This window comes from Streptomyces sp. NPDC025833, assembly GCF_055558055.1.
On record NZ_JBVHNF010000010.1, the window covers coordinates 1 to 21,171 of the forward strand.

At 74.0% G+C, this 21,171-nt stretch carries 23 protein-coding genes and 1 pseudogene; 10 read left to right on the forward strand and 14 right to left on the reverse strand.

Annotated elements, in window-relative coordinates; all coding sequences use genetic code 11:
* From ACZ4K2_RS18720 to ACZ4K2_RS18740, 5 genes and pseudogenes are all read left to right on the forward strand, one after another.
* Positions 1-386: pseudogene (locus tag ACZ4K2_RS18720) on the forward strand (glucose-6-phosphate isomerase); the annotation flags it as partial.
* Positions 387-388: 2 nt separating this feature from the next.
* Positions 389-1,267: a phosphogluconate dehydrogenase (NAD(+)-dependent, decarboxylating) gene (gene gnd, locus ACZ4K2_RS18725; protein WP_467475193.1), complete on the forward strand. Its 879-nt coding sequence runs from the start codon at positions 389-391 to the stop codon at positions 1,265-1,267.
* Between the two features lie 6 nt (positions 1,268-1,273).
* Positions 1,274-1,867 (forward strand): histidine phosphatase family protein, encoded by a 594-nt coding sequence (locus tag ACZ4K2_RS18730; protein WP_467475191.1) that lies wholly within the window; start codon positions 1,274-1,276, stop codon positions 1,865-1,867.
* A 135-nt stretch (positions 1,868-2,002) separates the two neighbouring features.
* Positions 2,003-3,466, forward strand: a complete 1,464-nt coding sequence (locus tag ACZ4K2_RS18735) for a membrane-associated oxidoreductase (protein WP_467475189.1) — start codon at positions 2,003-2,005, stop codon at positions 3,464-3,466.
* A gap of 115 nt (positions 3,467-3,581) precedes the next feature.
* Positions 3,582-4,259: a TetR/AcrR family transcriptional regulator gene (locus ACZ4K2_RS18740; protein WP_467475187.1), complete on the forward strand. Its 678-nt coding sequence runs from the start codon at positions 3,582-3,584 to the stop codon at positions 4,257-4,259.
* Between the two features lie 16 nt (positions 4,260-4,275).
* On the opposite strand, the gene ACZ4K2_RS18745 is transcribed toward ACZ4K2_RS18740, so the two are convergent.
* A complete protein-coding gene (locus ACZ4K2_RS18745) occupies positions 4,276-4,881 on the reverse strand; it encodes a TetR/AcrR family transcriptional regulator (RefSeq protein ID WP_467475185.1) in 606 nt (201 codons plus the stop codon).
* A 102-nt stretch (positions 4,882-4,983) separates the two neighbouring features.
* Here ACZ4K2_RS18745 and ACZ4K2_RS18750 point away from each other — a divergent pair, with 102 nt between their 5' ends.
* Positions 4,984-5,865, forward strand: a complete 882-nt coding sequence (locus ACZ4K2_RS18750) for an NAD(P)-dependent oxidoreductase (protein WP_467475183.1) — start codon at positions 4,984-4,986, stop codon at positions 5,863-5,865.
* 18 nt (positions 5,866-5,883) lie between these two features.
* On the opposite strand, the gene ACZ4K2_RS18755 is transcribed toward ACZ4K2_RS18750, so the two are convergent.
* Entirely contained in the window at positions 5,884-6,330 is a 447-nt protein-coding gene (locus tag ACZ4K2_RS18755; protein WP_467475181.1) for a PPOX class F420-dependent oxidoreductase, read from the reverse strand.
* 258 nt (positions 6,331-6,588) lie between these two features.
* On the opposite strand from ACZ4K2_RS18755, the gene ACZ4K2_RS18760 reads away from it, so the two are divergent.
* Positions 6,589-7,812 (forward strand): serine hydrolase domain-containing protein, encoded by a 1,224-nt coding sequence (locus tag ACZ4K2_RS18760; protein WP_467475179.1) that lies wholly within the window; start codon positions 6,589-6,591, stop codon positions 7,810-7,812.
* Positions 7,813-7,824: 12 nt separating this feature from the next.
* Here the strand turns inward: ACZ4K2_RS18760 and ACZ4K2_RS18765 are convergent, their stop codons facing one another.
* From ACZ4K2_RS18765 to ACZ4K2_RS18775, 3 genes are read right to left on the reverse strand one after another with little or no spacing between them, the layout of a single operon-like run.
* Positions 7,825-8,982, reverse strand: coding sequence for a saccharopine dehydrogenase family protein (locus ACZ4K2_RS18765; protein WP_467475177.1), 1,158 nt, complete (start codon positions 8,980-8,982; stop codon positions 7,825-7,827).
* Positions 8,975-10,033 carry a saccharopine dehydrogenase gene (locus ACZ4K2_RS18770; protein WP_467475176.1) on the reverse strand — a complete coding sequence of 353 codons (1,059 nt, stop codon included), beginning with the start codon at positions 10,031-10,033 and terminating at the stop codon, positions 8,975-8,977. Before ACZ4K2_RS18770 ends, ACZ4K2_RS18765 begins: the two co-directional genes overlap by 8 nt.
* A complete protein-coding gene (locus ACZ4K2_RS18775; RefSeq protein WP_467475174.1) occupies positions 10,030-11,175 on the reverse strand; it encodes an NAD(P)/FAD-dependent oxidoreductase in 1,146 nt (381 codons plus the stop codon). The genes ACZ4K2_RS18770 and ACZ4K2_RS18775 overlap by 4 nt, the downstream gene beginning before the upstream one ends.
* 137 nt (positions 11,176-11,312) lie before the next feature.
* Here ACZ4K2_RS18775 and ACZ4K2_RS18780 point away from each other — a divergent pair, with 137 nt between their 5' ends.
* Positions 11,313-11,909: an HD domain-containing protein gene (locus ACZ4K2_RS18780; RefSeq protein ID WP_467475172.1), complete on the forward strand. Its 597-nt coding sequence runs from the start codon at positions 11,313-11,315 to the stop codon at positions 11,907-11,909.
* Between the two features lie 32 nt (positions 11,910-11,941).
* On the opposite strand, the gene ACZ4K2_RS18785 is transcribed toward ACZ4K2_RS18780, so the two are convergent.
* The gene (locus ACZ4K2_RS18785; protein WP_467475170.1) at positions 11,942-12,124 is read right to left on the reverse strand and encodes a DUF397 domain-containing protein; all 183 of its coding nucleotides are present in this window, start codon (positions 12,122-12,124) and stop codon (positions 11,942-11,944) included.
* Positions 12,121-12,975 (reverse strand): helix-turn-helix domain-containing protein, encoded by an 855-nt coding sequence (locus ACZ4K2_RS18790; RefSeq protein WP_467475168.1) that lies wholly within the window; start codon positions 12,973-12,975, stop codon positions 12,121-12,123. Before ACZ4K2_RS18790 ends, ACZ4K2_RS18785 begins: the two co-directional genes overlap by 4 nt.
* Positions 12,976-13,096: 121 nt before the next feature.
* On the opposite strand from ACZ4K2_RS18790, the gene ACZ4K2_RS18795 reads away from it, so the two are divergent.
* Entirely contained in the window at positions 13,097-13,549 is a 453-nt protein-coding gene (locus ACZ4K2_RS18795; protein WP_467475166.1) for an ATP-binding protein, read from the forward strand.
* A 233-nt stretch (positions 13,550-13,782) separates the two neighbouring features.
* Entirely contained in the window at positions 13,783-14,196 is a 414-nt protein-coding gene (locus ACZ4K2_RS18800; RefSeq protein WP_467475165.1) for a hypothetical protein, read from the forward strand.
* A 130-nt stretch (positions 14,197-14,326) separates the two neighbouring features.
* On the opposite strand, the gene ACZ4K2_RS18805 is transcribed toward ACZ4K2_RS18800, so the two are convergent.
* The 7 genes from ACZ4K2_RS18805 to ACZ4K2_RS18835 form a co-directional block, all read right to left on the reverse strand.
* Positions 14,327-15,610: an MFS transporter gene (locus ACZ4K2_RS18805; protein ID WP_467475163.1), complete on the reverse strand. Its 1,284-nt coding sequence runs from the start codon at positions 15,608-15,610 to the stop codon at positions 14,327-14,329.
* A gap of 98 nt (positions 15,611-15,708) precedes the next feature.
* The gene (locus ACZ4K2_RS18810; RefSeq protein ID WP_467475161.1) at positions 15,709-16,779 is read right to left on the reverse strand and encodes a polysaccharide deacetylase family protein; all 1,071 of its coding nucleotides are present in this window, start codon (positions 16,777-16,779) and stop codon (positions 15,709-15,711) included.
* A gap of 2 nt (positions 16,780-16,781) precedes the next feature.
* Positions 16,782-18,158 carry a condensation domain-containing protein gene (locus ACZ4K2_RS18815; protein ID WP_467475159.1) on the reverse strand — a complete coding sequence of 459 codons (1,377 nt, stop codon included), beginning with the start codon at positions 18,156-18,158 and terminating at the stop codon, positions 16,782-16,784.
* 69 nt (positions 18,159-18,227) lie between these two features.
* Positions 18,228-19,367: an acyl-CoA dehydrogenase family protein gene (locus ACZ4K2_RS18820; protein ID WP_467475157.1), complete on the reverse strand. Its 1,140-nt coding sequence runs from the start codon at positions 19,365-19,367 to the stop codon at positions 18,228-18,230.
* A gap of 78 nt (positions 19,368-19,445) precedes the next feature.
* Positions 19,446-20,195 (reverse strand): class II aldolase/adducin family protein, encoded by a 750-nt coding sequence (locus tag ACZ4K2_RS18825; RefSeq protein ID WP_467475155.1) that lies wholly within the window; start codon positions 20,193-20,195, stop codon positions 19,446-19,448.
* On the reverse strand, positions 20,192-20,908 hold the full coding sequence (locus tag ACZ4K2_RS18830; RefSeq protein WP_467475153.1) for a dihydrodipicolinate reductase C-terminal domain-containing protein: 717 nt from the start codon (positions 20,906-20,908) through the stop codon (positions 20,192-20,194). Before ACZ4K2_RS18830 ends, ACZ4K2_RS18825 begins: the two co-directional genes overlap by 4 nt.
* Positions 20,901-21,164: a phosphopantetheine-binding protein gene (locus ACZ4K2_RS18835; RefSeq protein ID WP_467475151.1), complete on the reverse strand. Its 264-nt coding sequence runs from the start codon at positions 21,162-21,164 to the stop codon at positions 20,901-20,903. Before ACZ4K2_RS18835 ends, ACZ4K2_RS18830 begins: the two co-directional genes overlap by 8 nt.
* Positions 21,165-21,171: the final 7 nt, after the last annotated feature.

A 21,171-nucleotide genomic window follows, 5' to 3' on the forward strand; every position in this document is an offset into this window, starting at 1 on the left:
ACCTGCTGATGGCCAACTTCTTCGCCCAGACCCAGGCCCTCGCCTTCGGCAAGAGCGCCGACGAGGTCCGCGCGGAAGGCGTCGCCGAGGAACAGGTCGCCCACCGCACCTTCCACGGCGACCACCCCACCACCACCGTCCTCGCCCCCGAACTCACCCCCTCCGTCCTCGGCCAGCTCATCGCCCTCTACGAACACAAGGTCTTCGTCCAGGGCGCGGTGTGGAACATCGACTCCTTCGACCAGTGGGGCGTGGAACTCGGCAAGGTCCTCGCCAAACGCGTCGAACCCGCCCTCACCGAAGGCACCGACGTCCCCGGCCTCGACCCCTCCACCACCGCCCTCGTCGCCGCCTACCGCACCCTCAAGAACGCATCGGAGAACTGATCATGCAGCTCGGTCTCATCGGTCTCGGCAAGATGGGCGGCAACATGCGCGAGCGGATCCGCCGCGCCGGCCACACCGTCATCGGCTACGACCGCAACACGGAGGTCTCCGACGTCAAGAGCCTCGCCGAACTGGTCGAGAAGCTCGACGCGCCGCGGCACGTGTGGGTGATGGTCCCCGCGGGCACGGCCACGCAGGGGGTCGTCGACGAGCTCAAGGACCTGCTGTCCGAGGGCGACACGGTGATCGACGGCGGCAACTCCCGCTGGACGGACGACGAGAAGCACGCGGCCGAACTCGGCGTGAAGGGCATCGGCTTCGTCGACGCCGGTGTCTCCGGCGGCGTGTGGGGCCTGCAGAACGGCTACGCCCTCATGGTCGGCGGCGACAAGGAGCACGTGGAACGGCTCCGGCCGATCTTCGAGGCGCTCAAGCCGGAGGGCCCGTACGGCTACGTCCACGCGGGCCGGGTCGGCGCGGGCCACTTCTCGAAGATGGTCCACAACGGCATCGAGTACGCCATGATGCAGGCCTACGCCGAGGGCTGGGAGCTGCTGGAGAAGGTCAAGTCGGTGGACAACGTCCGCGAGGTCTTCCGCTCCTGGCAGGAGGGCACCGTCATCCGGTCCTGGCTGCTGGACCTCGCGGTCAACGCCCTGGACGACGACGAGCACCTGGAGAAGCTGCGCGGCTACGCGGAGGACTCCGGTGAGGGGCGCTGGACCGTGGAGGCCGCGATCGACAACGCGGTGCCGCTGCCGGCGATCACCGCGTCGCTGTTCGCGCGGTTCGCCTCCCGGCAGGACGACTCGCCGCAGATGAAGATGATCGCCGCGCTGCGCAACCAGTTCGGCGGCCACGCGGTCGAGAAGAAGGGCTGATCCGCCGTGGGGGACCTCCTGCTGGTCCGCCACGGTGAGACGGAGTGGAGCAGGTCGGGACAGCACACGAGCTGGACCGACCTGCCGCTGACCGGAAACGGCGAGGAACAGGCCAAGTCCCTCGCCCCGCTCCTCACCGGCCGGACCTACGCCCTCGCGCTGGCCAGCCCGCTGGCCCGCGCGCTGCGCACCGCCGAACTGGCGGGCGTTCCCGCGGTCGCCACCGACCCCGACCTGCACGAATGGGACTACGGCGGCTACGAGGGCATCACCACCGCCGACATCCACCGCACCCGGCCCGGCTGGGAGCTGTGGACCGACGGCGTGCCACCCGGCCCGCAGGGGCACCCGGGCGAGTCGCCCGAGCAGATCGGCGCCCGCGCCGACCGGGTCCTGGCCCGGGTCGACGCGGCCCTCGCCGAGGACGCCGGGGACGTGGTGCTCGTCGCCCACTCCCACTTCCTGCGCGTGCTCACCGCCCGCCGGCTGGGCCTGCCGCCCGCCGAGGGACGGCTGTTCCAGCTCGCCACGGGCACGGTCAGCCGCCTGTCCACGGAGCACGGGCGCCCGGTGATCGCGGAGTGGAACGTCACGCCGTAACCGAACCGTGCGGGGCCTCGCGGATGCCCCCGTTCCGCCCTCCGGCGGAGCGGGGGCACCGTGCCGCCGGTCCCCAAGTCCCGGCAAGCGGCGGCCGATTGACAGCACCGTGCGCCTCGGGTCAGAGTCCCGCTGGTGGAGACCGACGAGCTGACGGCGGCCGAGCAGCGGGTGTGGCGGGCGTTCCCGCGCGGCGAGGACGTGGACTTCCGGAACGGGCCCGACGACGACCCCGCCGAGGGCGGTGACTGGGGTCCCGAGCGGACCGTGCGCGCCGAGGTGCTGCGGGCGCTGCTGCTCGGCGGACCCCGGCAGGACGGGAAGACGGCGTCGCTGAGCCTGGCCGGCGCCCGGATCACGGGCCGCCTCGACCTCCAGTACGCGACCGTCGACCACCCGGTGCGGCTGCGGCACTGCCACTTCGACGAGGCCCCGCGGTGCTACGCGGCCCGGCTGCGCGAGATCAACCTCGGCGACTCCGTCCTGCCCGGGTTCGTGGCACACGCCATGCAGGTCGACGGTGCCGTGCGGCTGACCCGCACCCGGTGCCGCGGCGTCGTGCGGCTGGGCGGCTCCCGGATCGGCGGCAGCCTGTACCTGGAGGGCGCGGAGATGACGGCGCCCGGCGCGGAGGAGCCGGTGCTCCAGGTCAACCAGGCGGCCCTGGGCGCGGACCTGTGGGCGCCCGGACTGCGCGCGCAGGGACAGATACGGCTCAACGGCGCCACCGTCGCCGGCACCGTCAACCTCAACGAGGCCCGGCTCAGCCGGCCCGGGGGCGCCGCGCTCGACGCGGAGACGTTCACGGTGGCCGGGGACCTGCTGGTCCGCGGCGCCGAGGTGCGCGGCTGGGTGGGCCTGCGCGGCGCGCGCGTGGCGGGACGGCTCGACCTGTCGTACACCCTCCTGTCGCATCCTGGCGGTGCGGCGCTCCGGGCCCCCAGCAGCACCGTCGGCGAGCTGTGGCTGCGCAAGGGACCGCCCGTGGAGGGCGCCCTCAATCTGCGCCGCGCCCGGCTCGACGTCCTCTTCGTGGAGCCGGAGTCGGTGCCCGAGGAGGTGCTGCTCGCCGAGCTGACGTACACCTCGCTCGTCCCGCACGAGCCGGCCGAGCGCCGGCTGCCCATGCTGGAGCGGGAGCACGACGGCTATGTCCCGCACGCCTACGAGCAGTTGGCAGCCGCCTACCGCCGGATCGGCGACGACCGCGCGGCCCGGCTCGTCCAGCTCGCCAAGCAGCGCCGGCACCGTCCCACACTGCCGTGGTACGGCCGGCTGTGGTCCCTGGCCCAGGACGTCACCGTCGGCTACGGCTTCCGTCCGCTGCGGGCCACCGGCTGGCTGCTCTCGCTGCTCGCGGCCGGTTCCGCCGCCTTCGCCCTGCACCACCCGCAGCCGCTGAAGGCGGGCGAGGCACCGCCGTTCAGCCCGGTCTTCTACACGCTCGACCTGCTGCTGCCGGTGATCTCCCTGGGCCAGGACTCCGCCTTCGCGCCGCGCGGCGCCCACCAGTTGCTCGCCTACCTCCTCGTCCTCACCGGCTGGATCCTCGCCACCACGGTCGCCGCCGGGATCACCCGCGCGGTCAGCCGCCAGTGACGCCCCGCGGGGTCCGCCGGACACGCCGGCGCCGGGCCCGGGAACGCGTGCTCCTACAATCACCGGCACGCGAACGAGCGCGCCGGCCAGGCGCGGTGGGCCCCGGAGGAATCCGATGACCAGTGCCGACGAGCCGTCCCGTCCCGGCGAGCGGGCGCGCGACGCCGCCCGCACCCGGGCCGAGATACTCGACGTGGCCACGCGGGAGTTCGCCCGGGCCGGGTTCGACGGCGCCCGGGTCGACGAGATAGCCGCCCGGACCCGCACCACGAAACGGATGATCTACTACTACTTCGGCGGCAAGCAGCAGTTGTTCACGGCCGTGCTGGAGCGGGCGTACGGGGTGGTCCGGGACGCCGAACGGCGGCTGGACGTCGGCCACCTGGACCCGGTGGCGGCGATCCGGCGGCTGGCCGAGCTGATCTTCGACCACCACGAACGGCACCCGGACCTCGTCCGCCTGGTCGGCGCCGCGAACCTCGACGGCGCCTCGCACCTCACCGCCTCCGGGGCACTCGGGCGCGCCGGCTCCCCGGCCGTGGAGGCGATCCGCCGCGCCCTCACCGCCGGGCGGCAGTCCGGCCTGTTCACGGCGGACGCCGACGCGGTCGACGTGCACGCGATGATCTGCTCGTTCTGCTCGTTCCGGGTCACCGGACGGCACTCGTTCGGCGCCCTGTCCGGCCGGGACCTGCTGGACCCGGCACGGCGGGAGCGCTACCGGACCATGCTCGGCGACATGGTGATCGCCTACCTGACGGCCGGCCGGACCGGGGGCCGGGCCTCCTCCTGACGGGAGGCGGCCGGGGTCAGGGCCCCGCCGGCCGGCCCTCCACGGCCGCGTCGAGCAGCGGGCCGAGTTCCGTGACGGCCGTGGTGAGGGGCCGGACGTCCCGCTCGGCCCGGGCCATCAGGATCGCGCCCTCCAGGGTGGCGATCATGAGGGTGGCCAGCGAGCCGACCCGGGCGGCGGGCACCCCCATCCCCGTCAGGGCCTCGGCGAGGGGCGCCCGCCAGGCCTCGAACGCGGCCGCCGCCGCCTGCCGGGCCGACTCGCCGGTCGCGGCGCAGTCGACGGTGGCGGCGGCCACCGGGCAGCCCGCCCCGAACCCGTCGGCCGCGTACTCGTCGGTCCACTGGGCGGCCATGGCGGCGAACAGGCGGCTCGGCGCCGGCTCCGTCATCCCGGCCAGGAAGCGGGCGATGCGCCTGCCCGCGTACCGGCCGGCCCACTCGACCGCCTCGCCGACCAGTTGCTCCTTGCCGCCCGGGAAGTAGTGCTGGAGGGAGCCGCGCGGGGCGCCGGCATGCGCGGCGACCTGGCGCATGCCGGTCGCGGTGACCCCGTCGCGCCGGATGAGCTGGGCCGCGCTGAAGACCATCCGCTCCCGCGGGCCGTACCGCCGCTGCGTCATCGCCGTCCTCCGTTCCCTCGCCCCACCCTATGACCGCCGTCATAACCGGCGCTACTATGACGGCTGTCATAGTCGGCCCGCGGTGCGAAGGGCGGCCCAGCCGTGCACGTCGGATTCATCGGTCTCGGAGTGATGGGCCGTCCCATGGCCCTGCGCCTGGCGTCAGCCGGCACCCCGCTGGTGGTGTGGAACCGGACCCCGGAGCGCGCCCGGCCGCTGCGCGCGGCCGGGGCCGAGGTGGCCGCGGACCCCGCCGGGGTGTTCGCCCGGGCCGGGGTGGTGCTGCTGATGCTCGCCGACGAGGCCGCGGTGGACGCGGTCCTCGGGCGCGGCACGCCCGGGTTCGCCGCACGGGTCGCGGGACGGACGGTCGTGCACATGGGCACGACCTCCCCGGAGTACTCCCGTGCCCTGGAGGCCGACGTCCGGGCCGCGGGCGGCCGGTACGTCGAGGCGCCCGTCTCCGGCTCCCGGGTGCCCGCCGAACGGGGGGAGCTGGTCGCCATGCTGGCCGGCGAGGAGGCCGCCGTCGCCGCCGTACGGCCGCTGCTGGCGCCGATGTGCCGTCAGACGTTCGTGTGCGGTCCGGCGCCCGCGGCGCTGGGGATGAAGCTGTCGGTGAACCTCTTCCTGATCACCCTGGTCACCGGGCTGGCCGAGGCGTTCCACTTCGCCGAGCGGCAGGGTCTGGACCGGCGGCTGTTCCTGGAGGTGCTGGAGGCGGGCCCGATGGCCAGCGGGGTGTCCCGGATGAAGGCGCCCAAGCTGCGCGAGCGGGACTTCGCGGTGCAGGCGGCGGCGCTGGACGTGCTGAAGAACAACCGGCTCATCGCCGAGGCGGCCCGCGGGGCGCGCCTCGCGTCACCGCTCCTGGACGTCTGCCACACCCTGTTCGAGGAGACGGTGGCGCAGGGGCACGGCGGCGAGGACATGGTCGCCGTACTGCGGGCGATCGAGGCGCGCACCGCCGCCGGGGCCGGGTAGCCCGGCGGGCCGCGCGGGTCAGCCCTCCTTCTTCCTCGGGATGCCGTACACCCGCTCGACGCGCAGGCGCAGCACCAGGCGGCGGTCGCGGACCATGGCGGCCCGGTACTCGTCCCAGTCGGGGTGCTCGCCGAGGATGTCCCGGTAGACCCGGATCAGCTCCTCGACGGTCCCGTCGTGCGGGTCGGCGGCGACCGGGGTCAGCTCGGCGGTGCCCTCGGCCACGGTGTACGCCCAGCGGTCGGCGCTGGTGACGTGGTACGAGGCGCGCGGGTCGCGGCGGAGGTTGCGGGTCTTGGCGCGGTCGTCGGTGACCGAGATCCGGATGATCCGCTCGCCGGGGTCGTAGGTGTGGCTGACGTTGGACAGCTGGGGGCGGCCGTCGCGCCGGAGGGTGACCAGCACACCGCCGTGCCCCTCGGACAGCAGGCCCAGCAGCGCTTCGTCGGTGGAGTCCTGAGTCATAGCCGGCTCAACACCCCGCGGCGCCGCGCGCATTCCCCGCGCACCCGGCCACCGACGCACACCAGCCACCCCAGCCACCGGCCACCGGCCACCGGCCACCGGCCGACAGTCCCGCCCGGCGGCCGGACCACCGCTCCCCGCCCGCACCCCGCGAAAGCCGGTCCCGGCGGGCGGTTCCGCGCGATCATGAGAACGGACCCGACCCGGCCCGGCGCGGCGGCCGGCCGGGACCGTGGACGACACGACCGGAGGTGGGCGATGGCGCGGCTGCGACAGGACGTCGAGGCGGCGGAGGCGGGGCTCGACCCGGGGGCGCTGGACCGCCTGGACCGGCACTTCGCCCGGCACGTCGACGAGGGGCGCCTGCCCGGCTGGCTGCTGGCGGTCGCCCGCGGCGGCCGGGTGGCCCACCTGAGCACCTACGGCCTGCGGGACGTCGCCGCCGGGCTGCCCGTCGAGCCGGACACGCTGTGGCGGATCTACTCGATGACGAAACCGCTCACCGCCGTCGCGGTGCTGCTGCTGGCGCAGGAGGGCCGGCTCTCCCCGGACGAGCCGGTCGCCCGCCATCTGCCCGCGTTCGCCGCGCCCCGGGTGCACGTGAGCGGCACGGGCACCGAGGTGCGCACCCGGCCGGCCGCCGGCCCGATCCTGATCCGGCACCTGCTCACCCACACCGCGGGCCTGACCTTCGGCTACTACCACCGGCACCCCGTGGACGCCGTCTACCGCGAGGCGGGCCTCGCGTACTCCGTCCCGCCGGGCAAGGACCTCGCCGAGACCGTCGACCTCTACGCGCGGATGCCGCTCCAGTTCGACCCCGGCACCCGCTGGAACTACTCGGTCGCCTCCAATGTGCTCGGCCGGCTGATCGAGGTGGTCTCCCGGCAGCCGCTGGACGTGTTCTTCGCCGAACGCGTCCTCGGCCCGCTCGGCATGACCGACACCGGCTTCCGGCTCGGGCCCGGGCAGGAGGGCAGACTGGCCGAGTTGTACGGCGAGACGGACGACGGCGGGATCGAGCCGGTGCCGGGACTGCCGGTGCGCGGCCGGCCGCGGTTCCTGTCCGGCAGCGGCGGCCTGGTCTCCTCCGCCCACGACTTCCACCGGTTCATGGAGATGCTGCGCCGGGGCGGCGAACTGGACGGCGTACGGCTCCTGGACCGCGCGTCCCTCGCCGCGATGACCCGCAACCAGCTGCCCGGCGGCGCCACCGTCCGCGCCTTCGGGGCCCCGGCCCACCAGGAGCCGGCCATGGACGGCCTGGGCTTCGGCTACAACGTCTCCGTCGTCACCGACCCCGCCCGCACCCTGTCCCCGTCGCACGCCGGCACCTACGGCTGGACCGGTGTGGCCACCACCGCGTTCTGGGTCGACCCGGCCCACGACCTGACCGTGCAGTTCATGACCCAGGTGCGCCCGAAGCGGCTGAAGGTCTTCCCCGAGCTGCGCCGGCTGGTGCACGCGGCCCTCACGGACTGACCCGGCGGACCGCTACTGACCGAGGGTCAGCGTGAACTCCAGTCCGTCGTCGGCGAGTCCGGCCAGCCACCGGTCGGCCCGCTGGGGGGTGCCCGCCGCCCGGTGCAGGCCCGGCGGCAGGCTGCCGTCCAGGATGTGGCGGACCCCGAGCGCCAGCGGGCGGGAGACGCACCGGGCCATCGCGGACTCCCCGGCGTCCCCGGTCACGTCGAGCAGGTACGCGCCGGTCCAGACCGGGCCCTCGCCCGGGTCGACCTCCAGCGCGACGGAGAGCACCACCCGGTCCCGGTCGGCCTTCGTGGTCGGGTGGGCCGCCGCGAGTTCGCGGGCCAGCGCGGCGATCCGCTCGTCGTCGCCCGCGGTCAGCTCCTCGAAGACCGGCTGCCATGCCTCCAGCCAGCCGTCCAGCCGGAGGGTGCCCCGCACGAAGGTGCGGGGCGTCCAGGCGCCGGGCAGGTCGTACTGGGCGATGAAGGGCACGCTGTCGCGGTTGGGGTAGGCCTCGAACGTCTCGCCGTCCAGCACCAGCGGCCGGGTCGCCTCCCACGGGCGGGCGGCGACGGTCTCGGTGCCGTCCCGGAGGTAACGGGCCGGTGAGCGAAGCGCGTTGAGGACGCCCAGCGGGGCCCAGCTGAAGCGGTACCGGAAGTCGTTCGGCACGGCCGGGACGCCGCCGCAGTACGAGGTGAGCCGGTAGGAGGCCGGGGTGTGCGCGCCGACCCGCGCCCGGGCCCGGCCGATGAGGCTGTGGGCGAAGAGGTGGTCGATGCCCGGGTCCAGGCCGGTCTCGGCGAGCACCACGACACCGGCCGCGCCCGCCGCCCCGGCCTGCGCCGACACCTCCGGCGAGACGTAGCTGGAGCAGGCGAAGTGCGCCCCGGCGCGCACGCAGGCGGCGACCAGTTCGGCGTGCCGGGGCGCGGGCAGCATGGACACCACGACGTCCCCGGGCGCCACGGCCCCGGCGAGCGCGGCCGTGCCGGTGAGGGCGCGGGGCTCGGCGCGCCCCGCCAGCCCCAGCCCGGCCAGCGCGGCGGCGGCCCGGTCCCGGGTGCGGTGCCACAGCAGGACCCGGTCGGCCGTGGCGCACAGGGCGGCCAGGCCGCTGCCGGTGGACAGTCCGGCGCCCACCCAGTGGACGGTACCGCTCGCCGGGACGCGGTCAGTCATGACGGGACCCCTCTTCCGGGCCGCCGAGGTCGCGGCGGGCTTGGTGGAACCGGTCGAGACAGCGCTCCCAGGCGCCGGTGCCGAAGGCCAGGAGCAGCGGCAGCAGGGCCGCCGAGAAGTCCGTGCTGGACTCCCGGGGGAGCAGGGACGGCAGGTTGTCGATCGCGATCAGGTCCAGCGGGGGCACCTCGCGCAGCCGGCGCGCGGGCTCCGCCCAGTCGGTGGTGCGGTCGTAGACGGGCAGCACGTTGTACGGGGAGCCCACGTCGCAGGTGACGTCGCACAGGGTGCGCAGCCGGCGGGCCGGGGAGTCCAGGTCCTCCTCGCGCAGGAAGGGCGGGACCGGGCCGGTCGCGAGGACCGCGTTCACCAGGACGTCGTGCCCGAGCAGGGCCGGCCGGTCCAGGTCGCGGGTCTCCGCCAGGTCCCAGCGGGTCGCGTCGGTGCCCGCGGTGCGGAAGGCGGCCGTGGCGCCCCGCCCGCTGCGGCCCAGGGCGCCGATCACCAGCGCCGTGAACTCCTCGTCCCCGGCGGCCGGCCGCAGTACGGCGTCCAGCTCGTCCTTCGTGGTCGGCGCGAGCGGTGCGGTGAGCCGGCCCCGGTGCCGCAGCACGGCGAGCGCGGCGCCCAGGTAGCCCGCCCAGAACCCGAAGGCGGCGAGTCTGCGGCCCTCCTCGTCCACGAGGTACTCCAGGTCCAGCAGCGCGCCGCCGCCGGCGGTGAACCGGCGCAGCAGCGCGGCGGCGCCGGGCTGCCGCTTGTAGGCGTGCCCGAAGAAGACGTGACGATGGGTCAGTTCGGCCGGCCGGTCCGGGAGTTCCTTGAGTCCCAGGACGACGGTGTCGCGGGGGGCCGACGGCCAGGAGCCGGCCGGGGCGCGGCGGCAGCCGGCCGCCTCGTACTCCGCCACGGGGAAGATCCGCTGCGGGGACTCCTCGACGGTCAGCGTCACGCCGCCCTCGACGAGACGGCGGGCGTCGGCGGGGACGAGCGGGGTGCGCCGCTCGGTCGTACGTGACTCGTGGCGCAGCCACAGGTGCAGCTCGGTCATACGAGGTTGACCTCCGGGCGCGGGGCGTCGGCCGCGAACCGGCCGGCGCTCAGCGGGCTGATGTCAACGAAGGGTACGCGGCCGAGGTACAGGTCGCGGACGACCTCGCCGACGGCGGGGCCCTGGAGGAAGCCGTGGCCGGAGAAGCCGGTCGCGTACAGGAACCTGGTGACCTGCGGTGCCTCGCCGATCAGCGCGTTGTGGTCGGGGGTGTTCTCGTACAGGCCGGCCCAGCCGCCGGTGCGCCGCAGGTCGAGCAGGCCGGGCGCGCGTTCCCGCATGGCCTCGGCGAGCCGCGGGAGCCAGCGGTCGTGGGTGCCGGTGGCGAAGCCGGGTTCCTCGTCCGGGTCGGACATGCCGAGCAGCAGCCCGGGGCCCTCGCGGTGGAAGTAGAGGCTGGTGGTGAAGTCGATGGTCATGGGCAGCCTGGGCGGCAGGCCCGGCACCGGCGCGGTGACGGCGATCTGCCGGCGCAGCGGCCGTACCGGCAGGTCCACGCCGGCCATCGCGCCGACCGCCCGGGACCAGGCGCCGGCCGCGCAGACCACCGTGTCCGTCGCGATCCGGCCGGCGGTGGTGCGGACGGCGGTGACGGTGCTCCCGCGCAGTTCGATGCCGGTGACCTCGGTGTGGCGCAGGATGCGGACGCCGCGGGCGCGGGCGGCGGCCGCGTAGCCGTGGACGACGGCCTCGGGGGTGCAGTGGCCGTCGTCCGGGGAGTAGGCGGCGGCCAGCAGGCCGTCGGTGGTGATCAGCGGGGACAGTGCGCGGGCCTCGCGCGGGGTGAGCAGGCGGCTCGGCACCCCGAGGCCGTTCTGGAGCCGTACGCCCGCTTCGAAGGAGGCCACCTGCTCCGGGGTGGAGAGCAGGAAGAGGTAGCCGACCCGGTGCAGCCCGATGTCCCGCCCCACCTCCTCCTCGAAGCGGCCGAAAGCCTCCAGGCTGCGGGCGCCCAGCGCGATGTTCAGCTCGTCCGAGAACTGCGCCCGCACCCCGCCGGCCGCCCTGGACGTGGAGCCGGCGGCGAGTTCGTCGCGCTCGACGAGGACGACGTCCGTCACCCCGGCGCGCGCCAGGTGCCAGGCGATGCTGGTGCCCATCACCCCGCCGCCGACGATGACCACCCGGGCCACGAGGTCCACGCCGCCGCCTCCTTCACCGTTCCACCGTCTCACCGCACGGACCGGATCGCCCTCTGATCCTGTCCCGCCCACGGGTCGCCGAACCGGGGGCGGGAGGGCCGTGCGGACCGTCGCACGGCCGTTGTTAGGCTCGCCGGATGAGCATTCCGGGACCCGACGAGATCCGTGCCCTGCACCGGAAGTACGCGCCCACAGCCGAGGCGTTCGACCTCGTCCACACGCACTGCGAGATCGTCTGGCGCATCGCCGAGCAGCTCCTGTCCGCGCCGCGCCTGAGCCACCTCGACGCCGATCTGGTCCGCGCCGGCTGCCTCCTCCACGACATCGGCGTCTACCGCCTCTACGACGCCCACGGACGACTGGACCACGCGCAGTACGTCCGGCACGGGCTGCTCGGCGACGAGATCCTGGAGCGGGAGGGCTTCCCCGAGCCGCTGCGCAGGTTCTGCTCCCACCACACCGGGGTCGGCCTCACCCGCCACGACGTCCTGAGCCAGGGTCTCCCGCTGCCCGTCGCCGACTACCTGGCGGAGACGCCCGAGGAGCGGCTGGTGATGTACGCGGACAAGTTCCACACCAAGTCCCGCCCGTCGGCGTTCCTCACCGCCGAGGAGTACGCGGCCCACGTCCGCCGCTTCGGCGAGGAGAAGGTCGCCGCGTTCCACTCCCTGCGCACGGAGTTCGGCGACCCGGACCTCTCCGGACCGGTCCCGCAGGCACGGCCGGGCCGGTGACCCGGTGCGTCGCGCACCGGGCCCCGTCCGGTTCAGCCCCGAGCGGCCATCCGCACGAAGCCGGCCCAGGCTTCGGTCCCGAAGGACAACGTGGCTTCTTCGGGACGCTTGGAATCACGGACCCGTATGGCTCCGCTGGTCTCGGCGACCTCTATGCACTCGCCGCCCTCCGCACCGCTGTAGCTGCTCTTGCGCCACGACTCGCCGGTGTTCATAGCTCCCCCAGCACCTTCTCTACGAATCCCAGGGACTCTCGCGGAGTGAGAGCCTGACTTCGGATGATCCCATAGCGTGCTGAGATAGACCGTACCTCGTCCCGGTCGGTCACCAGGATGCTGCGACCCTGCACCTCCAGGTACGCGATCTGGTCACCCTTCCCCGGAGTGATCAAGGTGAACGGCCCGTCCACGCCTGCGTTGTCCTCCCGGTCGTTCGGCATGACCTGGATCTCGACGTTGCGCTTGTGCCCGATCAACAGGATGTTCTCGAGTACCCCGCGAAGCACCGGCTTGCCGCCGAACGGCTTGCGGAGCACCGCTTCCTCGACGGCGAAGCTCACGAGCGGCGCCGGCCAGCGGTTGAAGACCTCCTGACGTGACAGCCGTGCTGCGACGCGCTGTTCGATCGTGTCCTCATCCAGCAGCGGACGTCGCATGGCGAGCAGGGCACGTGTGTACTCCTCGGTCTGGAGAAGCCCCGGCACCGCCTGCACCGCGTACAGGAACAGCTCGTGCGCGTTCGCCTCCAACCGGGCGGCGTCCCGGAAGAACGCCGGATACTGGGCCCGCCCCACCTCCTCCTTCAGCGCCAGCAGCACCCCGCCGGCGCCCAGTACCTCGTCCGCCTTCTCGATGAAGCGGGCCTGCGGGATGCGTCTGCCCTGCTCGATGGAGGCCACCGTCTCCGCCGAGTAGCCGACCAGCCTGCCGAACTCGGCCCGGTCCAGCCCCGCCCGTACCCGCAGCAGCTTCAACTGCCGCCCGAACGCGGCCACGACACCCGTCCCCGGCTCGTCCTCCGGCCGCTTCTCCCACTGCGCCGCTTCCTCGTCCCTCGCCACCGTCACCGCCCTGCCGCCTCTCCCCCGCGTATCGCCACGTACAGCGCCCGCGCCCGCCCCGTACGAACCACCGGCGTCGGCGCATCACCACTGGTCACGCTATGCCACAGGACGCCACGGTGAGTGCATGACCGCAGCACGATCACCCCTCACGGTGCACCAGTTCACGATGTGCTTCAGCTCGACCCCGCGCGGGGCCCGCCTGGCCCGACGGCTGTGCGGGAACCGGCTCGACGCCTGGGGCATCCCGTACGGCGGCGACGCGCACGACGCCGTCGTCCTCGTCGCGGCGGAACTGTGCGCCAACGCCGTCCGGCACGGGCACGTGACCGGACGTGACTTCCGGGTCCTGCTCAGCGCCGACCCGGCCACCGGCACCGTACGGATCGAGGTCACCGACACCCGCGGCGAACGCCTCCCCCGCCTGCCCGCCCCGGCACCGGAGGACGACCCGCGCGACGGCGGTCGCGGACTCCTCCTCGTCGAGGCCCTGGCCGACCGCTGGGGCTGCGCACCCCGCGCCGACGGCGGCCCCGGCAAGACCGTGTGGGCCGAACTCACCACGTCTTGGAGCCGCTGAGTGGTGACCGGGCCCCGCTCCCCATCCTGCGGTGGACATGGAGAATGTGCACGCGCATGCTGGGAGAGGGGATTTCGGCGCTCGCGTCGCCGGGTCGCCCGTACGCCGTCCACGGCAGGTCAAGTGCGACGAGGTGCCGTTTGACTCCTTGTTCGGGGGCCGACCGGCTGGGCGATGGGGTGGGTTGATCGCGAGCCGGGAAGGCCGAGTCGGCTCACAGAAAGGATCACCCGATGCCTATCGGACTGACCCCGACGGGCCTTGACGTAGACGCCACGGATCAGAACGGGAACCAGGTGACGAGGTTCGCCTTCACAAGGTTCGATGACGGCGGCAATCCTGTTGAGGACTTCTGGTTCGACCACATCCATGGGGACGACGGTCCTGGGGTGGTCACGTCGAATCCTTTTCAGAGCCTGTCGGTGCAGCAATCCGGCGATCAAGGTGCGTTGTCACTGCTCGACCTTCCGGATGCGAGGCTGCTCACCTTGACGGACGAAGAGGCGCCACCCACCATTCCGCAGCCGGAATGGCCCGTGAAACTCTTCCTGGGTGGGTTCGTGTTCGCACAATGGACCCTCGACTTCAATGCGCCAGTCGACTCCTTCGATCTCGACGGCCGGTGGGCGAGACCACCTCAGCCGTGAAGATCCGCCGGCGGAACAGCGTGCCCGCAACGAGCCTGGTCCGCCGCCGCGAAGCCCCCGTCGTGCGCCGCGCGCGGGCGGGGGCACGACGGGGGCGGACCGCGGGCGGCGCCGCGGCGGTCCCGGCCGCTCAGGCCCGGTCGGGTACCCGGGTCAGGGTGCGGATCGGGTGGGCGAGCAGCAGGGCGGCGGCGGTGAGGAGGGCGACCACGATGCCCACCTCCAGCACCCGGTCGGTGCCGAACGCGCCGACGGCCGGACCGGCCAGCGCGCTGCCCACCGGGAACATGCCGACGGAACCCGCGACCTCGTAGGCGTGCACGCGGTTGAGCACCTCGCCCGGCACCTGGGTCTGCACGCTGGTGGCCCACATGACGCCCCAGACGGTGATGCCCACGCCGACCAGGAACTGGGCGACGGCGAGCAGCCAGACCGGCCAGTCGAGGACGATGCCGAGCGGGTACAGCGGGTACGCCAGCATCGCCACCGCACCGGCGGCCAGCGGCCGTGCGGGCTTGTAGCGCAGCGCCAGCACCCCGCCGGCCACGGTACCCGCGCCGAACGCGCAGTTGAGCAGGCCGAAGGCGGTGGCGCCGTGCTCGGGCACGATGACGCCCGCGGCGACGGACAGTTGCGGCCCCCAGGAGAGCACGGCGAAGAACATCCAGATCACGATCACGCCCCACAGCCAGCTCCGGCCGCGGAACTCGTGCCAGCCGACCACCAGGTTGCGCCACAGGCTCTCACCGGCCGGCGGGGCCGGTATCTTCCCCAGCCGGAGCGCGAACAGGCAGAAGGCGCTGGTCCCGTAGGCGACGGCGGAGATCACCATCACCCAGCCGGTGGCGCCGAGCCCGACCAGCACACCGGCCAGCGCGGGACCGCCGAGCGCGGTGAGCGCCTCGGAGATGCGCAGCACCCCGTTGGCGCCCTGCACGTCCCGGGCCACCAGCGGCACGGTCGAGGAGGCGCCCGGCTGGAACATCGCGTTGGCGGTGCCGGCCACCATCAGCAGCGCGTACAGGTGCCAGAGCCGGTCGATCCCCTGGATGAAGAGGAACGCGAGCAGCACATGGGTGGCGAGGTTGGCCAGGTCCGAGGCGATCATCATCCGGCGGGCGGTGAACCGGTCGGCGAGCACCCCGCCGAACAGCACCAGCCCGGCGAACGGGCCCACCAGGAAGGCCATCGAGTACCCCGCGATGCTCACCCCGTACCCGGCGCTGAGCAGTCCGGCCGAGACCGCGACCGGCAGCATGGCCCAGCCGAGCAGACCCGCGCTGCGGGCGGTGAAATAGTACTGGAAGTTGCGGGACCAGATCGCCGGTTGCCCGGCCGGCGGCGCCCCGGCGGGCCGGTCCTGGACCTGCGAGGACGTCACCGCCGCGGTGTGGTCTGCCGAGCTGTCCTTCATGTCGATTCCATGCTCCAGCCGTTGGTCGTGTTCTTCGGTGCGGGTGGCCGCCTGTCGTGGGTGCCCGGGCGCGGTGGCCGTGCGGCGGGCGGGGCGTTTCAGCGGGGCGCGGCCGCCGGTCCGCGGCCGGCGCCGGCCTGTGCGGACGGCACGGCCAGCTCCCCCACGGTGACCGGCGCCAGGCCGCGCGCGAGCAGCCCCTCGATGATCGACGGGAGGGCCTGGACGGTCTGGCCGCGGTCGCCGGCGCCCTCGTGCATCAGCACCACCGAGCCGGGCCCTGCGGCCTCCAGGACGGTCGCGGCGATCCGTTCCGGTCCCGGCCGAGACCAGTCGCGGGAGTCCACGTCCCACATCGTCATGGTGGTCCCGTGTCCCTCCAGGGTGGCGAGCACCTCCGGGGTCAGGGCGCCGTAGGGCGGCCGGAACCAGGCCGGGGCCTCGCCGGTCACCCGGGCCACCGCCTCCGTCGTCCGGTCGAGCTGCTCGCACAGCTGGGCCGGGGTCAGGTCGGGCAGGAAGGGGTGCGACCAGGAGTGGTTGCCGATCTCGTGGCCGGCCGCGACGATCCGGCGCACCTCGTCGGGCAGCGCCGCGACGTGGTGGCCGACGCAGAAGAAGGTCGCCCGTACGCCGTAGCGGGCCAGGATCTCCAGGATCCGGCGGGTGTGCACCGGATCGGGCCCGTCGTCGAAGGTGAGCGCGACCCGCGGGGTGTCCCGGGGGCCGTGCTCGAAGCAGCGTCCGGCGGCCGTGAGCGCCGCCTGCGCCGGCTCGCTGCGCCGCACGCCCTCGAAGTACTCGTCGGCGCGGCCGGACAGGGTGCCGCCCTCGGCGGTCACCCGGGACAGCTCCCCCGGCGTGCGCAGGGCCTGCTCCGCCAGCCGGTGGGCCGGGACGGAGCCGAACGGCGGCCGGTCCGGCAGCAGCCAGGGATCGGCGCGGTAGACCTCCAGACCGGCCGCCGTCATCGGCCCGTCGAGCAGGCCGTTGGTGCTCTCGAACACCGCGGCCAGCGGCTGCTCGCGCCCCAGCTCGCGCAGCCAGGCGATGAGTCCGGCGACCCGGTCGGCGCCCCAGTCGACCGGCTCGGTCACCCGGCGCCCCGCGCCGTCGAGGACCTCGACCCGGTAGCCGGCGTCCGTCCAGGCGATTCCCGCGTATCTCATGGTCATCCGTTCCCCCGGGCGACGGCCTCGGCGACGATCAGCGCCTCGACCCCGCGCAGGAACCGCTCCATGTCCGCGCGGGAGAGGACGGCCGGGTCGGCGGTCATGCAGAGTTCCAGGGCGCCGGGCGCGGTCAGGACGTCCACCGCCACCGAGACGTTCTTGCGGGGCAGGAACTCCGTCGGCCAGCTCAGCTCGGTCCGGCCGGTGAGGTCCTCCAGCGCGTCCCGCGGCCGCTCGACGGTGTCGAACGGGCCGTCGCCCGGGTCCCGGGTGTCGTTCCACCAGCACGAGTGGTCGGCCGCCTCACCGCTCTCGATCAGCCGCGCCCGCTCCCGGTCCAGCGCCCACTTGTCGTAGCCAGCGTGGCGGAACGCGCCGAACGAGACGGACCGCGTCCGCCGTACCGCGTCCACGAAGTCCTTGTCCGCGTCGGTGAGGAGGAACACGGCCTCCTGCGCCATCGTGCTGACCGACTCGGCGGCGGCCGGCTGGAAGCGGTTGCTCACCACCACCTGGAACAGCATGTCGCCGCTCCCGGACATCCGGGCCAGTTGGTGGGAGGCCGCGCCCAGGAGCACCGCGGCGTCGCTCACCGCCAGGTCCGCCGCCAGCCGTTCGGCGGCGAGTGCCAGCGCGGGCGAGCGCAGCAGCGCGTTGGGGAACAGCCGGCCCGGGTCGGTCACCGCGAGGTCCGGCGCCGCGGGGTCCTGGAAGATCCGCCGGGGTCCGGCGGCCAGCCGCTCGCACCAGTAGCGCCGGGCCGCCTCGTCCCGGCGGCGGCCGAGCGGCGACGCCTGGGCCGCCGCGGCCTCCAGGGGCTGGAGGGCGGGGCGGGCCCGGAGCAGCGACTCGGCGGTCTCCCCCGCCTCGATCAGCTCCAGGTCGCGGAGCATCCGGCCCTCGCCCCACAGGTCCATCGCGGTGTGCGAGGCCGCGAGCACCAGCCGGTGGACCAGGCCCTCGCACTCCACGAGGCCGACGCGGAACGGCCACTCCCGCGCGTGGTCGAAGGGGCGCCCCGCCAGCTCCTCCATCAGGGCCGCGCCGGCGGCCGGGGCCCCGGCCGCCGGGCACGTCCTGACCTCCGCCGCCAGCTCGCCGGCCCCGTCCACGACCTGCTCCAGGCCGTCCTCGCCGTCCGGCAGGAGCCGGGTGCGCAGGCTGTCGTGCATCCGCAGCAGTTCCGCCAGGTCCGCGAGGACGCGGGAGGCGGGGCGGGGCGGCGTGAGGGGGAGGTCGAGCCGCAGGTTGTACCGGGGGGCGTCGTCGCCGAGCCGCGTGACGACACCCCAGATCGCCCGCTGCCCCCAGGTGGCCGGCCCCGTGCCGGCCCTCGCGGAGTCCAGTCTGATGGTCCGCTCCTCGACCGTGGTCATCGTGTTGCCGTACCTTCCCTTCGGTTGTCTCGTACGACGCCTGCTGAGATCGGGCCGGACGCCCGGCGGCTAGTCGAGGCCCTGCGAGATGACCATGCGCTGGATCTGGTTGGTGCCCTCGACGATCTGGAGGAGCTTGGCCTCGCGCATCCAGCGCTCCACCGGGTGGTCGCAGACGTAGCCCGCGCCGCCGAGCACCTGTACCGCGTCGGTGGTGACCTTCATGGCGACGTCGGTGGCGAACAGCTTCGCCTTCGCCGCCTCCAGCGAGTAGGGCAGGCCGGCGTCCTTCAGGCGGGCGGCCGCCAGGGTCAGCGCCCGGGCCGCGGCGATCTGCGTGGCCATGTCGGCCAGCAGGAAGCCGACGCCCTGGAAGGAGATGATCCGCTGCCCGAACTGGCGGCGTTCCCTGGCGTACCGCACGGCGTAGTCGGCGGCGGCCTGGGCGATGCCGACGGCGCAGGCCGCGATGCCCAGCCGGCCGCAGTCCAGCGCGCCCATCGCGATCAGGAAGCCCTTGCCCTCGCGTCCGATCAGCCGCCCGGCCGGCACCCGGACGTCCTCGAAGCCGACCTGCGCGGTGGGGTTGGACCAGACGCCGAGCTTCCGCTCCGGCTCGTGCACCACCATGCCGGGCGTGCCGTCGGGGACGACGAGGCAGGACAGGCCCCGGGCCCCCGGGCCGCCGGTGCGGCTGAACACGTTGTAGAAGTCGGCGTGCCCGGCGTGGGTGACCCAGGACTTGGTGCCGTTGACGCGGTAGCCGTCGTCCTCGCGGACCGCCCGGGTGGTGAGCGAGGCCGCGTCCGAGCCGGCCTCCGCCTCGGACAGGCAGTAGGCGCCCAGGAGTTCCCCGCCGAGCATGCCGGGCAGCAGTTCCGCGCGCTGGGCCGGGGTGCCGTACGTGGCGGTGCCGAAGCAGGCGAGGTTGTGCACGTTGACCGCCTCGGCCACCCCGAACCAGTGGTAGGCGATCTCCTCCAGCGCCTGGAGGTAGACCTCGTAGGGCTGTCCGCCGCCGCCGTACTCCTCGGGGTACGGCAGGCTCAGCAGCCCGGCCCGGCCCAGGGTGCGCACGATCTCCCGGGGGAACTCGTGGGCCGCTTCGAACTTGTCCACGTTGGGGGCGAGTTCACCGGCCGCTATCTCCCGGACCAGGCCGAGCAGGTCGGCCGCCTCCTCGGTGGGCAGGTTGCGCTGGACCTTCATCGGGCGTCCTCCGTGTGTGTCGGCTGTGGTGGGCGGGGCGGGCGGCCCCCGCCGGGCCGGGCCGTCCGGCCCGCGCGGTCAGCCACGGTCCCAGCCGGTGGTCTCCGGCCAGTGCCGGCCCACCCGGCGCACGGCGTAGTCCCAGTAGGAGCGGACGGAGAGGTCGGCGTAGATGAAGTCCTGCTTGGCGGCCACGTCCTGGTCGGTGGACCAGGCGTAGGGCACGCCGGTGCTCTCGGCGGTGAGCTGGAGCCGGCAGGCCCGCTCCAGCACCTGGGCGAAGACGGAGGCGTGCCGCACGCTCTTGCCGACGATCACGCCGCCGTGGTTGCGCAGCAGGACGGCCGGGTGTTCGCCGAGGTCCTTGGCGATGTGCTCGCCGGTCTCGATGTCGAGGACGGTGTTGCTGGTCTCGGTGAACAGGCCGATCCGGTCGCGGAAGTAGGCGCCGTCGTGCGAGACCGGACGCATCGGCAGGTCGGTGGCCCCGAACAGCAGGGTGTACGGCGCGTGGCTGTGGACGATGCCGTTGACGTCCGGGCGGGCCCGGTAGATGGCCTGGTGCAGCGGCAGTTCCGGCGGCGCCAGCGGCGGCGCGGGCAGGGTGTGGTCCACCGAGCAGCGGACGACGTCCTGCGGGGCGGCCTCGTCGAAGCCGACCAGCGCGCCCTTGATGAAGAACTCGTCGCGGCCGGGTATCCGGGCGGAGATCTGGCCCTGGTTGAAGTCGTCGTGCCCGTCGAGGGAGAGCATCCGGGCGCCGATCGCCACCTGGAGGACGAGCCGGCGTTCGGCCGGGTTCAGCGGCCGCGATTCCTCGCTGGTCATGTCGTGCTCCTCGCTGTCAGGTCGTCGTAGACGGTGCGCATGGTGACCAGGCCGGGGGCGGCGGCGCGGGCCCAGTCGGCGGCGGCCAGCGCGCCGCGGGCCGGCACCGTCCAACTGGCCACGTGGTGCCGCACGTGCAGCGCCTCGCCGTCCCAGGTGTGGGTCAGCTCGTGTTCGCTGACGGGCAGTCCGGCCCGTTCGTCGGCGATGTCGGCCACCGCCCGGCCGCTCGCCGCCGCCCAGGCGTCCGCGAGCACGTGCGCCGTGGCGCTCGGCCGGTGCGCCTTGCCGAGCGGGTGCCGCTCCCGGACGGTGGTGTCCGCGCCGAAGGGGCCCGTGGTGAGGGCGGCGGTGAACTCGGCGATGCGCACCTGGAGGTAGTGGGCGAAGGAGAGGTTGGTCGCGCGGACCACCGGCACCACGTCGGCCAGTTCGCCGAGCGCCTTCCACTGGGTGTCGTCGAGGTTGGAGACGCAGGCGACGAGCGGCACCCGGTGCGTGGCGCAGTAGTCGAGCACGTCGGCGTGCGCCTCGGGCGCGCTGGTGTCGACGAGGACGTCGGGCACCGCCTCGGCGGTCCAGCCGGCCGTGCGGGAGGCGGTCAGGCAGACCCTCGTGCCGGTGTCCCGGCAGACGGACCGCAGGGCCGAGCCGAGGCGTCCGAGGCCGACGATCCCGATGGCGGGGCCGTCGTGCACGGGTCGGTCAGGCATCGGCGGCGGCTCCGCTGGCGAGGACCAGGGCGGTGACGGTGTCGATGGTCTCGTAGTGCTCGATGGCGGCCTCGGGGTCGAGGTAGACGCCGACCTCGTTCTCGATGCTGTCGATCAGGCGCATGTAGGAGAGCGAGGTGTAGCCGACGTCGCGCAGCGAGTAGTTCGTGGCGGCGAGGTCGGCGGCGGTGACGCTGCCGTCCCCCGCCGCGATGGCGAGGTCGACGATCTTGCTGCGCAGGGCGGTGCTGTCCATGGTGGTT